Here is a 15,978-nt window from a genome sequence, read left to right as displayed (position 1 = left end):
CAGCGCACGACGATCGGAGGGGTGATGAGGACTGACGAGCCGGTGGTCTCGATCGGCGACTTCTCCCGGATGACGTACCTGACCGTGAAGGCGCTGCGGCACTACCAGGAGGTCGGGATCCTCGTCCCGTGGAGGGTCGATCCCGGCAGCGGATACCGCAGCTATCACCTGTCGCAGGTCTCGATCGCGCAGGTCATCAAGCGGCTGCGCGACCTCGAGATGCCGCTGGAGTCCGTCCGGGCCGTCGTCGAGGCGCCCGACATCGATGCCCGCAACCGAGCCATCGCCGTGCACCTCGCGCACATGGAGGACCAGCTCGCGCAGACGAGGGGCGCCGTCAGCGCTCTGCGGTCGCTGCTGCAGGACGCCGCACCGAACGGCGGCGAGGTCGAGTTCCGCGACGTGCCGGCCCTCTGGGCGCTGACCATCCGCGAGAGTCTCGCGCTCACCGACGCGAGCGCCTGGGCGCGTCCCGCGTATCGGGAGCTCCACGGTGCGCTGCGGGAGCTCGTCGGGACGCGCGCAGGCGTCGACGGCGCCCTGTTCTCCGCCGACGTGTTCGAGCAGGGCATCGGTGAGCTGGTGGCGTTCGTGCCGGTCGCCGGTCCCACCCGTCTGGACCGGCTGGGACGCGTGCGCCTCGAGCGGCTGCCCCGGACCGAGCTGGCGATCATGGTGCACCGTGGCTCAGGTGCCGACATCGACCGCACGTACGCCGACCTGGGAGCGTTCGTCGCCGCGCAGGCGATCGGGGTCGCCGGTCCGATCTGGGAGAACTTCACGGTGACCGGCGCGGACACCGACGTGGTGGCCGACCGTCGCACCGAGGTCGGCTGGCCGGTCTTCCGCACGAGCAGGTGACGCCGCTCGTGGAGGCTCTGGCGGACGTGCCCCACGGCCCTCACCATGAGGAGATGCCCCTCCTCGGACACGGCAAGGTCTGCCACATCGCGCTGCCCGCGACGGACGTCGAGGCGTCTGCCGCGTTCTACGAGTCCGTCTTCGGCTGGCGCATGCACCGGGACGGCGGCCGCATCACGTTCGACGACTCGGTGGACGAGGTGAGCGGTCACTTCGACCCGCGGCTCGCACCGGCCGGCCCGGGTCTGCTCGTCTACCTCATGGTCGACGATCTGCACGATGCCCTGGCACGCCTCGTGGCGGCGGGCGCCGCCGTGGTCGAGCCTCCGGGGGCCGACCCGGGCGAGCTGACCGCGAGGTTCCGGGACCCGGGCGGCAACGTCCTGGGCGTCTACCAGGAACCACCTCAGCCCTAGGCGTGAATTTCCCTTGGGCCGCGGAGCACGATGGGCTCGTGAGGACCGTGACGACGAGACGACTCGTCCCGGGCGACGAGCAGCCGGCTCGCGAGCTGTTCGTCGTCATGGCCGAGGCGTTCGACGAAGCTTCCGGAGCCGCTCGGCGACGCGTACGTCGCCGAGCTGTTGCGAACCGGCTCCTTCTGGGCGGTCGCGGCGTTCGAGGGAGGCCGCGTGGTCGGCGGGATCACCGCCCACACGATCCCGATGACCCGGTCGCGCTCGGCGGAGCTCTTCGTCTACGACCTCGCCGTCGACGCGGACTTCCGCCGCCGCGGTATCGGCAGGCGCCTCGTCGCGACGATCCGCGACCTGGCCGCCGAGGCCGGCATCGCCGCGATATTCGTCCCCGCCGACAGCGACGACACGGGGGCCGTGGCGTTCTACCGGTCTCTGGGAGGGCGGGAGTCGCCGGTCAGCTTCTTCACATGGGATGCCTAGCCCCTTCGAGGGGGTCCTCGGGACGAGAGCCGGTCCGCCATGACGGCGCGCCCCGACGATTCCCGAACGCGCGGTGAGCGCGGGGCCTAGCCTGCTCCTGCACGTTCCGCGACGGAGGGATCGACTGTGTCCGAGAGCACCCTCGAGGCCCTGGGCGGCGGCGCCGCGCCTGCCGCGCAGTTCGGTCACGACGCTCTCGTCGTCTGCGACAACCTCGTGCGGATCTTCCAGTCGGGCAGCGTCGAGGTGCAGGCGCTGCAAGGGCTGGACCTGCTCGTCGACGAGGGCGAGATGGTCGCGCTCGTCGGAGCCAGCGGTTCGGGCAAGTCGACGCTGCTCTCGGTGCTGTCCGGGATGGACGCACCTACGGCGGGCCGTGTGCGCGTCGGTCGCTGGGACCTCATGGCGATGGGCGCGCGGGACCGTGTGGCGTACCGGCAGCAGATGGTCGGCTTCGTGTGGCAGCAGACGTCGCGCAACCTGCTGCCGTACCTGACCGCCCGGCAGAACGTCGCGATGCCGATGACCTTCACACGTCGTGCGCGACGGACGGCGCGGGCCGACGAGCTGCTGGAGCTCGTGGGCGTCGGGCACGTGGCCGACCGGCTGCCGGACGAGATGTCGGGCGGTGAGCAGCAGCGCGTCGCGATCGCCACGGCGCTCGGCAACGAGCCGCAGCTGCTGCTGGCCGACGAGCCCACGGGCGAGCTGGACACGGCCACGGCCCAGGAGGTGTTCGACGCGTTGCGCACCGCGAACCGGGAGGCCGGCACGACCGTCGTGGTCGTCACCCACGACCCGGCCGTGCGGGCACAGGTGGAGCGCACCGTCGCGATCCGGGACGGGCGCACGAGCAGCGAGGTGCTGCGTCGGGACGCCGGCGGCGACGTCACCCACGAGGAGTATGCGGTCATGGACCGGGCGGGACGCGTGCAGGTGCCGCGCGAGTACCGCGACGCGTTGGCGCTGACCCGCCGCGTCCGGCTCGCGCTGGAGGCCGACCACGTGAGCGTCAAGCCCGACGGGGGTGCGCCGTGAGCGCACAGCCCGGCGCGGTGGTGCGCGTCCGGGGCGTGCACCGCACGTTCGGGCACGGGCGGGCCGCGGTGCACGCGTTGCGCGGCGTCGACCTCGACGTGGGTTCGGGCGAGCTCGTCGCGCTCGTCGGCCGCTCGGGGTCGGGCAAGACCACGTTGCTCAACGTCGTCGGCGGCCTGGACCGGCCCGACGAGGGCGAGGTGGTCGTCGACGACGTCGACGTGTCCGCGCTCACCGAGGACGGGCAGGACGAGCTGCGCCGCGACCGCGTGGCGTTCGTCTTCCAGACCTTCGGCCTGATCCCCGTGCTGACGGCGGCCGAGAACGTCGGCCTGCCGCTGCGCCTGCGCGACGCGCCCGTGGCGGAGCGCGAGCGCCGGGTCGGGCTGCTCCTCGAGGACTCGTCGGGCTCGCCCCGCACGCGCTGCAGCGGCCCGACGAGCTGTCGGGCGGCCAGCAGCAACGGGTGGCGATCGCACGCGCGCTCGCGGCCTCGCCCCGCCTCCTGGTCGCCGACGAGCCGACGGGGCAGCTCGACAGCGAGACCGGGCTGTCCGTGATGGCGCTGATCCGCGGCGTCGTCGAGGCCGAGGGCATGACGGCCCTCGTCGCGACGCACGACCCCGTGATGATCGCGCTCGCAGACCGTGCGGTGCACCTGGTGGACGGCCGGCTGGTGGAGGACGTCGCGCGTGGGTGAGCTGGTCCGGCGGCGCGGACGCGCCCAGCTCGGCGTGCTCGCCGCGGTGCTGGCGGTCATGGTCGCGGGCTCGGCGCTGGTCGGGGCGTGCGTCCTGCTCGTGACGGCCTCCCCGCAGAGGGCGCTGCAGCTCGCGATCGCCGGCGCACCCCACGCGGACGTCCAGGTCGGCGTCGCGCTGGGCTTCCCCGAGGACCCGGACGACCCCACGACGGACCCCCGCGTCGCGGCGACCGCGCGGGAACCCGCGGCGGCCGTCGCGCGGGCGGCTGCCCTGCTCACGGCGCCCTTCGGGCATCTCCCGACGACCACGACCACGTGGACGTCCACCGTCATGCAGTACCTGCCGCCCGACGGCGGCGCCCTGCGCCTGTCGTACCTGGCCGATCTCGACGACCCGGACGCGCGCGCGACGATCACGTCGGGCCGCTGGCCGGTCGCCGCGGGTGAGGTTGCCGTGCCCGCGTCGGCGGCCGGGGTGCTCCGGCTCGCCGTCGGGGAGCTCGACCGCGCTCGCCGGTGCGCCCGGCGGTCAAGGCCCCGAGCTGACGGTCGTGGGGACGTTCGTGCCACGCTCCGGCACCGGGTGGACGGAGGATCCGCTCGCCGGGACCGGGGTGAGCCCCAACTACCGCGGGTTCATCAGCGCCTACGGGCCGCTCGTCGTCGCGCCGGGTGCGCTCGCCGCCAGCGAGATCCCCCTGCGCCGGGTGACTCTGCACGTGCAGCCCGACCTGTCGCACGCGGACGCCGCGCAGGTCGCGCACGTCGGGGTGACCGTCGACGGGCTCGGCGGCGCTCTGGCCAGCGCGCTCGGCGACCGCACCCAGAACCTCGTCCCCGACCTGCCGATCGTGGGCACGTTCGACGATGCGCGCCGGCAGCGCGAGGTGACGGGCTCCGGCGTCCTCGTGGTGGCGTTGCTGGGCTGCGCGCTCGCGGGGACGACCGTCGTGCTGGCCGCCCGGCTCGTCGCCGCTCGACGTGCGCCGGAAGCCGCGCTGCTCGCCGCCCGCGGGGCGAGCCACGGGCGCCTGGTCGCCCAGGCGTCCGTCGAGGCGGGCGTGCTCGCCGTGGTGTGCACCGTCCCGGCGACGGCGCTCGCGCTCGGGTTGTACCAGGTGCTGGGCCGCAGGGTCGGCCTCGACCCTGTGGGGGTGCCGGAGGGCGGCCTGCTCCCGCTCGTCGCGACGGTCGCCGCCGTCGCCCTCACGCTCGGCGGCCTCCTGGTGCTTCCCTCGTTGCGCCCCGGGACCGTGCGCGGGGGCCGCGTGGACCGCGTCGGCGTGGTGGCTCGCTCGGGCGCGGACCTGTTGCTGCTCGCGCTGGCGGTCGTCGCGTACCTGCAGCTGCGTGACCATGGCATCGCGACGGGCGGCGCGGTGGACCCGGTCCTCGTCGTCGCCCCTGTGCTGTGCCTGCTCGCTGGCGCGGCGCTCGCGTTGCGTCCGCTCTCCCTGCTCGCCCGTCGGGCCGACGCGCGCGCGGCGTCGGCCCGCTCGCTGACCCTGCCGCTCGCCGCCTGGGGGGTGGCGCGTCGCCCGCAAGGCACGGCGGCGGCGTTCCTCGTGGTGCTGGCGACGGCGTGCGCCACGTTCGGCATCGGGTTCGCGGCCACCTGGACGCAGTCCCAGCGCGAGCAGGCGGCTGCAGCCGTCGGCACCGACCTGTCGGTGCAGGGCGGCGCGCTCGGCACGGGCGCGTCGCTGCACGCGGCCACGGCTGGGCTGGTCAGCCCGGTCACCAGCCGGGCCGTCACGCTCGGCTCGCGGACGCGGAGCGGCGCCGCCGCGGTCCGGCTCGTCGCCGTCGACACCCGGCACGCCGACGGGCTGCTGCGCGGCCGGCCGCCGACCGGCGGCTGGGCGGACGCCACGTCGGGCCTCGGATCGACGGGGTCGGTCGGCGGGGTTCAGCTGACCGGCACGAACGCGGATCTGCTGGTGTCGGGCCACGTCGCGGACGGCGTCCAGATCGACGCCACCCTCAGCCTCGTCGTGCAGGATCGGGACGGCGCGCGCGCCGCGGTTCCGGCGGGCGTCATCGCGCTCGACTCGGCGTCGCACGCCCTCACCGTGGCGATTCCGAAGGACGCCCGGCTGGTGGCCGTGGACGCCCAGCTCACCGCCGCCGGCGCCGGCGACCGCGACCAGCAGAGCGCGCCCGCATTCCACCTGGACGTGACGCTGCGTGACGCGTCCCTGTCGCCCGGGGACTGGTCGGCGGCGCGCCCACCGACGAACGGCTACGCCGACGCCCTGCTCGGACGCGTCACCGCGGCCGGCACGCCCGACGGCGTCCGGCTGAGCCTCGACGGCACAGCCTCCCTGCCGGAGCTCTACTGGTCCGCCGGCCACATCACCGCGCTCGCGTTCCGCCCGGTCGACGTCGTGCCCGTCGTGGTGTCGGCACAGCTCGCGCACGAGCTCGGCGTCAAGGTCGGTGACGGCGTGCAGCTCTCGCTCGGCGTGACCCCTGTGCAGGCGAAGGTGCGCGGCATCACCGCCTACGTCCCCTCACAGCCGCGCGCCGCGGCGCTGCTCGCGGACGTGGACACGCTGTCCCGCGCCGCGCTCAGCCACGGCAGCCTCGACAGCCTCACGGACGCGTGGTGGGTGGGCGGCGCGATCCCCGCCGGCGCCGGCGCCACGCTCGAGGCGCAGGGAATCGGCCCGGTGACCGAACGGACCACGCTCGCGCACCAGAGCGCCGACGGTCCCCTGCGCGCCGCGCAGCGAGCGGCAGCCGCGCTGCTCGTCGTCGCCGCCATCACGCTCGCGCTCGTCGGGACCGCACTGCACTCCACGACCGCGCTCGACGCGCGCGAGCTCGACGTGGCCCGGCTGCGCGGGCTCGGCGCGCGGCGGCGTTCGGTGCTGACGTCCGTCCTGGCCGAGCAGGGGGTCCTGACGGGGATTCCGCTGCTCCTCGGCGGGCTGCTGGGTGCGCTCGCCTGCTGGGCGATCGGCCCGCTCCTGGCGGTCTCCACCCAGGGACTACAACCGGTTCCGGCGGCGGTGGCACAGTGGCCGTGGCCGGCGCAGGTGGCGACGGTCGTCACGCTGGCGCTCGGCTGCGCCGTCGTCGTCGTGCCCCTCGCGGCCCGTGCCGTGCGGCGCGCGACGATCAGCCGTCTGCGGACGGACCCGTTCTCATGAGGGTCGCCTGGCGTCGGGCACGCGCCGACGCATGGCCGCTGCTCGTCACGATGTTCGTCGTCGCGCTCACGGTCGGCCTCACCGTCGCGGTGCCCACGCTGCTCAGCGGACGGGCCGACGACGCCGTCCGGACCGCCGTCGCACGGTCCGATCCGCCGGTCGACCTCGTCGTCACCAGCAGCTACGGCGCCGGCGAGTCGAACGCCGAGGCCGACGCCACGGACACGGTGTCGAGCGTCGACGACGCGGCGCGCGGGATCGCCGCCGCGCTGCCGCCGTCGCTGCGAGCCGTGCTCGGAGCGCCCGTCGCCGCCGCCACGAGCACCGACCTCGGGATCAGCACCCCGGGAATGCCGACCGGTGGAGTCCTGTGGATGTCCTACCTGTGGGCGGGGCAGGAGCCGGCCGTCAGCTGGGTCGCCGGGACCGCCCCGGGCCGTCCGGGGCCCGACGGCGCCGTGCAGGTCGCGTTCTCCGCCGCGGTGGCCGATGTCCTCGGTGTGGGTGCGGGTGACACCTTCGTGGCCACCAAGCCCGACAAGACGACGGTGCAGGTGCTGGTCACCGGGGTGTTCGACGCGCGGAACCCCTTGGATCGGGTGTGGACGGGTCTGCCCGAGGTGCTGCGACCGCGGGTCGTGGGTCCGAGCGGCGCGCCGACGACCGTCGTGGGTGGCCTGCTGTCTGCGGCCTCGCTGCCCGCGGCCCGCGCGGCGCTCGAGCCGGACGGTGTGACGCGCACCTTCGAGCTCCCCGTGAATCCGGACGCGTTGGACTACCGCGGTTCCGGTGCGCTGCTCACGCGGCTCGCGGGCCTCGAGGCGTCGCCTGAGCTGCTGGGGGCTCCCGGGCCCGGGCCGAGGGTGACGTCGGGGCTCGACGTCGTCCTGCCGCAGGTACGCGAGCGCGTCGCGGCGACCTGGTCGCAAGCGATGGTGGTGCTCGCGGGACTGGCGTGCGGCGCCATCCTGGTGCTCCTCGTCGCGGCCGACCTCCTCGCGCGCCGGCGGTCACCGGGCTTGCGCACGGTGCGGGCGCGCGGCTCGTCCCTCGTCGGCATCGCCGGTCGGGCCGGCGCGGAGTCGGTCGTGGTCGTCGGCGTCGGGGCCGCGGTGGGCGTGGCGGCCGGCGTCGTCGCGGCCCCGGGCCCGCTGACGTGGCCCTGGGTCGTCGCGGTGGTGGCCGTGGGCGTTCTTGCGCCGCCCGGGTTCGCGACGCTGACGGCGGCCCGCAGCGAGGCCCGCCGCGTCCCGACCGACCGCCACCGCCGACGGCTCGCTCAGCGCGTCCGCACCGTGCGGCGGGCGTCGCTCGAGGTCGCGCTGCTGGTGCTCGCGCTCGCCGCGCTGGCTGCACTGCGCACGCGCGGGGTCCGGTCGCTGTCGGGACCTGCCGACGTCCTGCTCGCAGCCGCGCCGGTCCTCGTCGCGGCCGCCGGGGCGCTGCTGCTGTGGCGCGCCGTGCCCCTGCTTCTCGATGGTGCGCTGCGCGTCGCGCGCCGGTCTCGCCGGGCCGGCCCGCTGCTCTCGGTCGCGCGCGCCCGGTCGACGGGAGCCCTGCTGCCGTTCGTTGCGCTCGTCGTGGTCACCACGCTCGTCGCGCTCTGCGGTGCCCTCCTCGGCACGGCACGCGCGGGCCAGCGGGACGGCTCGTGGGACAGCGTGGGAGCCGACGCCCTGGTGCGCACCACGATGCCCGACGCGTCGCTGCAGGACGTCGCCGGCCGGCTGGCCGCCACCGACGGCGTCGATGCCGTGGCCGTCGGCCGCGTTCAGCCACGCAGCGACCTCTTCGGCGTGCGCGGCGTCGAGGCCGTACGGGTCCTCGCCGTGGACCCCGCCGCCTACGGCAGGCTGCTCGCGCGGACGCCGTTCGGGGCCGCCCCCGGTCTTGCCGTGCTGGCCGACGCCTCGGTCGCCGCGCAGACGCGCACGGCGCCCGGTCCGCTGCCTGCACTGGTCGCAGGTCCCCTGGTCGGTACCCGGCCGTCGATGCAGTGGGGGGACGTGACGATCGACCTCGAACCCGTCGGGCGGGTGCCCGCGCTGCCGACGCAGCGGCCCGACGGCACGCCTGCGGGCCCCACCGTGGTGGTCGACCGTGCGGCTCTGGCCGCGGTCGTCGAGGCCCTGGACGCCGCTCGCGCCCAGCAGACGGGATCCCTGCCGGTCAGCGCCGACCAGGTCGCGGCGACCCCGGACACGGTGTGGGCGGTCGGCCCACAGGCGTCGGCAGCCGCCCGCACCGCGGCCGCGCCGGTCGGGGCCGACGTGCTGACGCGTGCCCGGTGGCTCGCGGACCGGCGGTCGGACCCGCTGGCCGACGGTCTCCTTGCGCTCGTCCTGCTCGTCGCCGCCGTGTGCGCTGGGCTCGGGGTGCTGATCGTCGTCCTGGACGCCGCGGCGTCCGCTCCGGGGCGCGCCCGGGCGCTCGCGACCGCCCGGGTCCTCGGGTTGCGCCGACGAGGCGCCGCACGCGTAGCGGCCGGTGGCTGCTGCCGTCGGCTTTGGTGGCCTCGGTCGGCGGCGTGCTGCTCGGCGTGCTCCTCGTCGGCACGATCGTGGCGCCGCTCGCGCTGCGGCTCGTCACCGGCCAGGCGACCGACCCCGGGGTGGTGCTGCCCTGGTGGGCGGTCCTGCCTGTCGCGCTCCTTGGCCTCACGGTGCTGGTGGTCGTCCTGGTCGAGTCCTCCGCCCGCCGCCGCGAACGGCTCGGTCAGGTGCTGAGGGTGCGCTGACGAAGTCGTGGGCCGGGTGCTTCTCCGACACCCGGTGCGGCCTACCATCCTGACCATGGACGCGACGGTCCCGTGGCTGACGGACGAGCAGCTGAGCGCGTGGAAGAAGCCGTCGCCGTCGTCGAGCTGCTGCCCGGGACGCTCGAGACCCAGCTCCGGCGCGACTCGGACCTGCGCCACTTCGAGTACTTCGTCCTCGCCATGCTCTCCGAGGCGCCCGAGCACACGCTGCGCATGACCGGCCTGGCGGCCGTGACCAGCTCGACGCTCGCGCGGCTCTCCCACGTGGTCGCACGTCTCGAGGGCAGGGGCCTGGTGCGCCGCGCGCCGTGCCCGCAGGACGGACGCGCGACGAACGCCATCCTCACGGAGGCCGGGCTCGCGGCGGTGACGGAGGCGGCGCCCGGTCACGTCGCTACCGTCCGGCGGCACGTGATCGACCGGCTGACGGCCACCGACATCGCCGACCTCGACCGCGTGCTGGGGCGGATCCTGGGCGGCCTCGACCCGGCCGACGCGATGCGTCTTCGCGGCTGACCAGGCCCGACCGGCCCGACCGGCCCAACCCCGAGTAGCGGCGACGATCAACCGGGTGCGAGCGGTCGCGGCAGCAGGTTCGGTCAGGGCGTCTCGGCCGCATGGAGTGCGTTGTCCGAGGTCAGCAGGACCACGTTCCCGTCCGGGTCGTCCACCATCGCGGCATACGGCCCGAACGTCTGCTCCGGCGCCAGCCGCCCGTGGTAGCCGGCCGCGGTCAGCTCCGCGTACTTCGCGTCGACGGCGGCGTCGTCGCCCAGGTAGAACTCGAACAGCGACCCGTAGCCTGCGCCCGTCCGCATGGTGTGGTCGGCGTCGTAGCGGACCGCGAAGACGGTGTCGAAGAAGATCGTCACGCCGCTGCCCATGCGGTGCAGCACGAACGGCTTCGCGTCCTGTTCGGCCGGGATGTCGAGCCCGAGCATCCGATAGAACCGCAGCGCCGCGGGCATGTCGCGCACGATCACGCCGAGCATGCTCAGCTGGATCTCCATGTCAGGCCTCCACGGCGAAGTCGATGGCCCCGATCGAGACGAACAGCCCGCGGGGTGGGCCGACGTTCGCACGGCTGGCGGGCCCCAGCGCTGCGGGAGCGTGGTCGGTGTGCACTGCGTGTCGGTCCATACGGCCTGCCTACCAGCACCCGCCCCGTGCGCGCACCCGTCGACGGCACCGGGTAGCGTGAGCGCGGGCGGAGGTGCGGGGGACCGGTGAGCGTGAGTCGACGGCCGCTGCTGGTGGCGCCCCTGGTGGCCGGTGCGCTCGCGGCGCTGCTCTACAGCAACTTCCTCATCGACTGGGTGCTGCGCGGGTTCCACGGCATGTCCGCCGTGGTCAGCGAGCTGGAGGCGCCCGGCGAGGCCAACGCCACCCTGCTGCGGGTCACCGACGTCGTCTGCGCCGCGCTGGTCGTCGCGCTGCTGCCCGCGGTCGGGCGACGGCTGCCCCGGGGCATCTGGCGGGATGCGTTCGTCGTCGCGACGATCGTCTTCGCGCTCGGTGCGTCGCTCGCCGCGGTCATCGCCTCCCCCTGCGGTCCGGGCACCGTCTGCGACGTGCCCGACGCCGGGCTCCTGACGGGCGTGCACGACGGCAGCAGCATCGTCTCGGACACCGCCCTGTTCCTCGGCGCTGCGGCGGTCTGGCTCGCCGTCCGCACCACAGGACCCGCCTGGTTCCGGCGCGTCGCCTGGTGGGTGGTGTGGCTCGGCGGGGTCGTGGCCAGCGCTGTGTTCGGCTGGTACCAGAGCACCGACGACCCCGCGTGGGCCGTGGGGGTCAGCCAGCGGGCGCACATCCTGAGCATCAGCGTGTGGATCTTCTGCCTCGGCCTGTTCGCGGCGCACCGGATCGAGCCGGCGTCGTGACCGAGCACCGGGAGTACCTCGGCGAGGGTCTCGACGAGGCCGACCTCGCACCCACGCCGCTGCAGCAGGTCCGCGACTGGCTCGCGCAGGCCGAGCGGCGCCCCGACGTCGTCGAGCCCACGGCACTCTCGGTGGCCACCGTCGACGCGTCCGGGCAGCCGAACGTGCGCACGGTGCTCATGCGGTTCCTCGACGCGGCCGGCCCGGGGTTCGTCACCGACCTGGGTTCCGCCAAGAGCACCGAGATCGTGGCGACCGGCGGCATCGCGGCCGCGCTGACCTGGCCGTCGATGTACCGGGCGATCCGGTTCCGGGGGACGGCCGTGCCACTGGGTCGCGACGAGATCACCGACTACTTCCGGTCCCGCCCGTGGGGGTCGCGGATCAGCGCCTGGGCGTCCCGGCAGTCCCGCCCGGTCGCCGACCGCGCCGCCCTGGTGGCCGCATTCGAGCGGTACGCGCAGCGCTACCCGGACACCGGCTCACCCGGCGACGTGCCCGTGCCCGACGGCTGGGGCGGCTGGCGGATCGACTGCGCGGAGGTCGAGCTGTGGGCCGGTCGGCGCGACCGCCTCCACGACCGGCTGGTCTACGTGCGCACCGCGCCCGGCGACCTGGCCACCGCGGACGCCTGGACGGTCCACCGTCGGCAGCCCTAGCCCCCGCCGCCGACGTCTCGCACATCCCTGGTCTGCGACGATGGCGAGGTCCACGCCTGCCGCACGACCAAGAGGGCCACGTGATCCGTCCGGACGAGCTCGTCGCTATCCCGCTGTTCGCCGACCTGACGCCGGACCAGCTCGAGTTCCTCTCGCGGTCGGTCGAGGACATCGCGCTGCTGCCGGGCGAGTTCGCCGTGCACGAGGGTGACGAGCGGGCGTTGTTCGTCGTCGTCGAGGGCCTGGTCGAGCTGACCAAGAGCGTCAACGGCGTGGAACGGGTGATCGGTCCGCGCGGGCCCGGCGAGCTGTACGGCGAGGTGCCGGTCATGCTCAGCATGAACATGCCGGCCAGCTGTGCGGCGGTCGAGCCCTCGCGGATCCTGCGGGTGGACGTCGGCACGTTCTTCACGCTCGCCGCGACGGCGCCGCAGGTGGTCGCCGCGGTGGGCGCCCTCGCGCAGGGCCGGATGGAGGGGCTCAAGGAGCTGGCCGCCGAGAAGCCCACGCCGGACATGGTCGTCGTCGGCCCGCTGGTGGATCCGCGGGTGCACGACATCCGCACGTTCCTGCACCGCAACCGGGTCTCGTTCGAGACGGTGAACACCGCGGACCGCGCCGAGCCCGTCGTCGAGCCCGCGGACGGTCGCCGCCTCGTCGGTCCGACGATGCGCGAGATCGCGCTCGCGGGTGGCCTGCAGGTCATCCCGGCGCACGACGCGTACGACGTGGTGATCGTCGGCGGCGGACCCACCGGGCTGACGGCCGCGGTCAACGGGGCCGCCGAGGGGCTGCGCACGCTCGTCGTCGAGAAGTTCGCACCCGGCGGGCAGGCGGGCACGTCGACCCGCATCGAGAACTACACGGGCTTCCCGTTCGGGGTGTCCGGCGACGAGCTGGCCGCGAAGGCGCTGCGCCAGGCCAAGCGGCTGGGGGCCGAGATCGTCGTGACCCGCGCCATCGAGGCCATCGATCCGGTCGCCCGCACCCTGACGCTGGACGGTGGTGCGCAGATCGCCGCCAACGTGGTCGTCCTGACGTCGGGCGTGGAGTGGCGGCACGTGCCGATCGAGTCGATCGACCGGTTCGTCGGCAAGGGCGTGTACTACGGCGCCGCGCGCAGCGACTCGGGCCTGGCGCACGGCAAGGACGTCGTCATCATCGGCGCGGGGAACTCGGCCGGTCAGGCCGCGATGTTCTTCTCCCGGTACGCGGGCTCGGTGACTCTGGTGGTGCGTGGGGAGTCGCTCGAGGCGAGCATGTCGACCTACCTGATCGAGCAGATCGGCGCCAACCGCCGGATCACGGTGCAGACGAGGTCCGAGGTGGTCGCTCTGCACGGGCAGGACGCGCTCGAGAAGATCGGCGTGGCCGACCGGCGCACCGGCCTCGTGGACACCCGTGAGATCGAGGTCCTGTTCGTGATGATCGGCGCGGACGCCGTCACCGGCTGGCTGCCCGACGAGGTCGCGCGCGACGAGAACGGCTACATCCTCACGGGCGCCGACGCCCGCGGAACCGGTCGGTGGACCCAGCCGCGCGACCCGCTCGCGCTCGAGACGACCGTGCCCGGCATCTTCGCGGCAGGCGACGTGCGGTCCGGGTCGGTCAAGCGCGTGGCCGCGGGCGTGGGCGAGGGCGGGATGGCCATCGCGTACGTCCACCAGTTCCTCGCGCTCTCGGTCCCGAACTAGCATCACCGGGTGGCGACGGACTCCCGGCACCTGGCGGTGCGCATCGACCGACCCGTGGCGGCGGTGTACGCGTTCGCCTCGGACGTGGCCAACCTGCCCCGGTGGGCGCCGGGGCTGGGCAGCGCCGTCGTGCAGGAGGACGACGCCTGGTTCGTCGTGACGGCCGAGGGCCGGGTACGGGTCGAGATGGCGCCGCAGAACCTGTTCGGCGTGCTCGACCACGTGGTGACGCTGCCCTCGGGCCAGACGGTGCACGTGCCGCTGCGGGCGCTCGCGGACGGCGACCGCTGCGAGGTCGTCTTCACGCTGCGTCGCGAGCCCGGGATGAGCGATGCGGACCTCGACCGCGACCAGGCGCTCGTCGTCGCCGACCTGGAACGGCTCAAGCGCGTCCTGGAGACGGTGACGGTCGCCGCGGACGACCCGCAGCGACCGGACGTGCTCGCGCTGCTCGAGGAGCACCTGACCGACATGTTCGCCACCTCCCCGGCGGAGTCGGTGCACGCCCTGGACCCGGGCGCGCTGACCGCGCCGGGCATCTCGTTCTGGACGGCTCGCGACGGGACGGGAGCGCTGCTCGGCTGCGTCGCGCTCACGGAGCTGGCAGCGCTGGACGGCGAGTTCAAGTCGATGCGCACCAGCCCGGACGCGCGCGGCCGGGGCGTGGGCGCGGCGATGCTGACCCACGTGCTGACCGAGGCCACCGGCCGCGGCTACCGGACGGTGCACCTGGAGACGGGCGCCGAGGACTACTTCGCGCCGGCGCGCAGGCTGTACGAGCGCGCGGGGTTCGAGCCCTGCGGGCCGTTCGCCGACTACCGGCTCGACCCGAACAGCGTCTTCTACCGGCTGGCCCTGGCAGACGGTGTGACGCCTCCAGCCGACAACCGGAACGACCGATAGCCCAGTGGTGCACCTGGCTCCCGACGACCTCCCGCGATCCGCCAGCGGGCGCGTGCCGCAGTGGGTGGTCGACGAACGGACGGCGCCGCCGCCGCCGCCCACGCCACCGAACCGTCGACGTGGCCGGGGCCGGTGGGCCGCGCTCGTCGTCGTGATCCTGGTCGGGATCTGGCTGTGGAGCGAGGGCACCGCACCGTTGGTATCCGTCCTGGACCAGGCGTCCGCCGCCCTGCACGGCCCGTTGGTCGTGCCGCCGCCGAGCGCCGCCGCCGTCGCGCTCGCGGACGCCGCGCACTTCTCGGACGAAGGCCGACGGATCTTCTACGCGACGCGGCCCCAGGTTCTCGACGAGGCCGCGTTCGCCGGGCGGTGCGACGACGTCGGCTCGGCCCACGCGCTCGCTGCGAGCGGCTTCGTCGGGTGCTACCTGCCCGGCACTGACTCGATCGTCGTGTACCAGCCGGCCGACCCGCGGATCGCCGGGCAGGCCGTGACCACGGCGGCGCACGAGACGCTGCACGCGGCGTGGGAGCGCCTCTCGCCGGCGGAGCAGAAGGACCTGACGCCTCTGCTGGAGGCGGCCGCCGCGGCCGTCCCCGCGAAGGACGAGATCCATGCCCAGATCGCCGGCTCGGTCGGGACGCACCCGGAGAGCCGGCCCACCGAGCTGTTCGCCTACCTGGGCACCCAGGTGGCCGGTCTCGACCCGCGCCTCGAGCAGGTGTACGCGCGTTACTTCACCGACCGCGCGGCGCTCGTCGGCGTGTACACGGCCGTGCACGGGGGGATCGTGCGCATGGCCGCAGAGATCACGGCCGCGAACACGGCGCTGCTGGCGTCGGAGACGGCGAACGCACAGGCACGGGCGCAGCTGACGGCGGACACCGAGTCGCGCGACGCCTACCGGAAGCTCTACGAGTCCAAGGCCGCCGAGGTGGCCGCCATGTCCCCGGGCGAGCGGTCGCGGCTGCGGCTCTCGTGGGTCTGGTGGGACGGGACGGACCTGCCGATGGCGGCGGCCGACAAGACGCTCGCGACGGCCGCCGGCCTGCTCGCGCGCGACGACGCCGCACTGTCCGCGCGGGACGCCACGATCACGGCGGCCGAGTCGGCGGCCGCGACCGAGCAGGCACGCGTCCAGGGGCTCGTCGACGACCTGACGGCGCTGAACGAGCAGATGGACGCCTCGGCCTGACCCGGCCTTGACCCGAGACCCCGGTGTGCCGGACCGTACGGGCATGGCGAAGGACTCGGCGCGGGGCGCCGGCGGTGGTGTCGTGTACGGCTTCGGCTTCATCGGGGCCGCCGTCTACTACTTCCAGCAGGCCGACACCTTCTGGCTGTTCGCGCTCGCGATCCCGAAGGCGCTCATCTGGCCGGGCGTGCTCGTCTACGAGCTGCTCAAGAGCGTCTACGGCGGTTGAC

General features: G+C 74.5%; 15 protein-coding genes and 2 pseudogenes. 15 read left to right on the top strand and 2 right to left on the bottom strand.

Translation table 11 applies throughout. From position 1 onward, the window contains the following. Positions 1-24 precede the first annotated feature (24 nt). The 8 genes and pseudogenes from AC38ZX_RS21185 (at position 25) to AC38ZX_RS21150 (ending at position 9,930) form a co-directional block, all read left to right on the top strand. Positions 25-861, top strand: coding sequence for a MerR family transcriptional regulator (locus AC38ZX_RS21185; RefSeq protein WP_491295801.1), 837 nt, complete (start codon positions 25-27; stop codon positions 859-861). Between the two features lie 53 nt (positions 862-914). Beyond that, positions 915-1,277 (top strand): VOC family protein, encoded by a 363-nt coding sequence (locus tag AC38ZX_RS21180; RefSeq protein WP_426593778.1) that lies wholly within the window; start codon positions 915-917, stop codon positions 1,275-1,277. A gap of 168 nt (positions 1,278-1,445) precedes the next feature. After that, a complete protein-coding gene (locus AC38ZX_RS21175; RefSeq protein WP_491295800.1) occupies positions 1,446-1,760 on the top strand; it encodes a GNAT family N-acetyltransferase in 315 nt (104 codons plus the stop codon). 126 nt (positions 1,761-1,886) lie between these two features. Continuing rightward, on the top strand, positions 1,887-2,798 hold the full coding sequence (locus tag AC38ZX_RS21170; RefSeq protein ID WP_426593775.1) for an ABC transporter ATP-binding protein: 912 nt from the start codon (positions 1,887-1,889) through the stop codon (positions 2,796-2,798). Continuing rightward, positions 2,795-3,498, top strand: a pseudogene (locus AC38ZX_RS21165) (ABC transporter ATP-binding protein). Before AC38ZX_RS21170 ends, AC38ZX_RS21165 begins: the two are co-directional and overlap by 4 nt. 554 nt (positions 3,499-4,052) lie before the next feature. Beyond that, positions 4,053-6,656 carry an FtsX-like permease family protein gene (locus AC38ZX_RS21160; RefSeq protein ID WP_491295799.1) on the top strand — a complete coding sequence of 868 codons (2,604 nt, stop codon included), beginning with the start codon at positions 4,053-4,055 and terminating at the stop codon, positions 6,654-6,656. Beyond that, a complete protein-coding gene (locus AC38ZX_RS21155; protein WP_491295798.1) occupies positions 6,653-9,382 on the top strand; it encodes a hypothetical protein in 2,730 nt (909 codons plus the stop codon). Before AC38ZX_RS21160 ends, AC38ZX_RS21155 begins: the two co-directional genes overlap by 4 nt. Positions 9,383-9,492: 110 nt before the next feature. After that, a complete protein-coding gene (locus AC38ZX_RS21150; protein ID WP_491295797.1) occupies positions 9,493-9,930 on the top strand; it encodes a MarR family winged helix-turn-helix transcriptional regulator in 438 nt (145 codons plus the stop codon). 83 nt (positions 9,931-10,013) lie between these two features. Here the strand turns inward: AC38ZX_RS21150 and AC38ZX_RS21145 are convergent, their stop codons facing one another. Both AC38ZX_RS21145 and AC38ZX_RS21140 read right to left on the bottom strand, forming a co-directional pair. Further along, on the bottom strand, positions 10,014-10,424 hold the full coding sequence (locus AC38ZX_RS21145) for a VOC family protein (protein ID WP_426593770.1): 411 nt from the start codon (positions 10,422-10,424) through the stop codon (positions 10,014-10,016). A gap of 1 nt (position 10,425) precedes the next feature. After that, the gene (locus AC38ZX_RS21140; protein WP_491295796.1) at positions 10,426-10,554 is read right to left on the bottom strand and encodes a hypothetical protein; all 129 of its coding nucleotides are present in this window, start codon (positions 10,552-10,554) and stop codon (positions 10,426-10,428) included. Between the two features lie 92 nt (positions 10,555-10,646). On the opposite strand from AC38ZX_RS21140, the gene AC38ZX_RS21135 reads away from it, so the two are divergent. The 7 genes and pseudogenes from AC38ZX_RS21135 (at position 10,647) to AC38ZX_RS21105 (ending at position 15,977) form a co-directional block, all read left to right on the top strand. Next, a complete protein-coding gene (locus tag AC38ZX_RS21135; RefSeq protein ID WP_491295794.1) occupies positions 10,647-11,297 on the top strand; it encodes a DUF998 domain-containing protein in 651 nt (216 codons plus the stop codon). Further along, positions 11,294-11,956, top strand: coding sequence for a pyridoxamine 5'-phosphate oxidase (gene pdxH, locus AC38ZX_RS21130; RefSeq protein ID WP_426593766.1), 663 nt, complete (start codon positions 11,294-11,296; stop codon positions 11,954-11,956). The genes AC38ZX_RS21135 and pdxH overlap by 4 nt, the downstream gene beginning before the upstream one ends. Before the next feature lie 80 nt (positions 11,957-12,036). Then, complete coding sequence (locus AC38ZX_RS21125) at positions 12,037-13,650, top strand: FAD-dependent oxidoreductase (protein ID WP_491295793.1); 1,614 nt, start codon at positions 12,037-12,039, stop codon at positions 13,648-13,650. Between the two features lie 9 nt (positions 13,651-13,659). Continuing rightward, positions 13,660-13,797 (top strand): annotated as a pseudogene (locus AC38ZX_RS21120) (SRPBCC family protein); the annotation flags it as partial. A gap of 255 nt (positions 13,798-14,052) precedes the next feature. Next, entirely contained in the window at positions 14,053-14,553 is a 501-nt protein-coding gene (locus tag AC38ZX_RS21115; protein ID WP_491297521.1) for a GNAT family N-acetyltransferase, read from the top strand. 7 nt (positions 14,554-14,560) lie between these two features. Beyond that, positions 14,561-15,748, top strand: coding sequence for a hypothetical protein (locus AC38ZX_RS21110; protein WP_491295792.1), 1,188 nt, complete (start codon positions 14,561-14,563; stop codon positions 15,746-15,748). Positions 15,749-15,791: 43 nt separating this feature from the next. Then, entirely contained in the window at positions 15,792-15,977 is a 186-nt protein-coding gene (locus tag AC38ZX_RS21105; protein ID WP_426593761.1) for a hypothetical protein, read from the top strand. The last annotated feature ends 1 nt before the right edge of the window (position 15,978 follow it).

Source organism: Cellulomonas sp. McL0606 (genome assembly GCF_058248365.1).
The sequence above is the reverse complement of the archived record's forward strand: the minus strand, read 5'-3'. Positions and strand labels throughout refer to the sequence as shown.

Bases quoted from the DNA above. Each gene is read 5' to 3' on its own strand.
- AC38ZX_RS21185 (WP_491295801.1), top strand. From the start codon at position 25: ATGAGGACTGACGAGCCGGTGGTCTCGATCGGCGACTTCTCCCGGATG.
- AC38ZX_RS21180 (WP_426593778.1), top strand. From the start codon at position 915: ATGCCCCTCCTCGGACACGGCAAGGTCTGCCACATCGCGCTGCCCGCG.
- AC38ZX_RS21155 (WP_491295798.1), top strand. From the start codon at position 6,653: ATGAGGGTCGCCTGGCGTCGGGCACGCGCCGACGCATGGCCGCTGCTC.
- AC38ZX_RS21145 (WP_426593770.1), bottom strand. From the start codon at position 10,424: ATGGAGATCCAGCTGAGCATGCTCGGCGTGATCGTGCGCGACATGCCC.
- AC38ZX_RS21140 (WP_491295796.1), bottom strand. From the start codon at position 10,554: ATGGACCGACACGCAGTGCACACCGACCACGCTCCCGCAGCGCTGGGG.
- AC38ZX_RS21105 (WP_426593761.1), top strand. From the start codon at position 15,792: ATGGCGAAGGACTCGGCGCGGGGCGCCGGCGGTGGTGTCGTGTACGGC.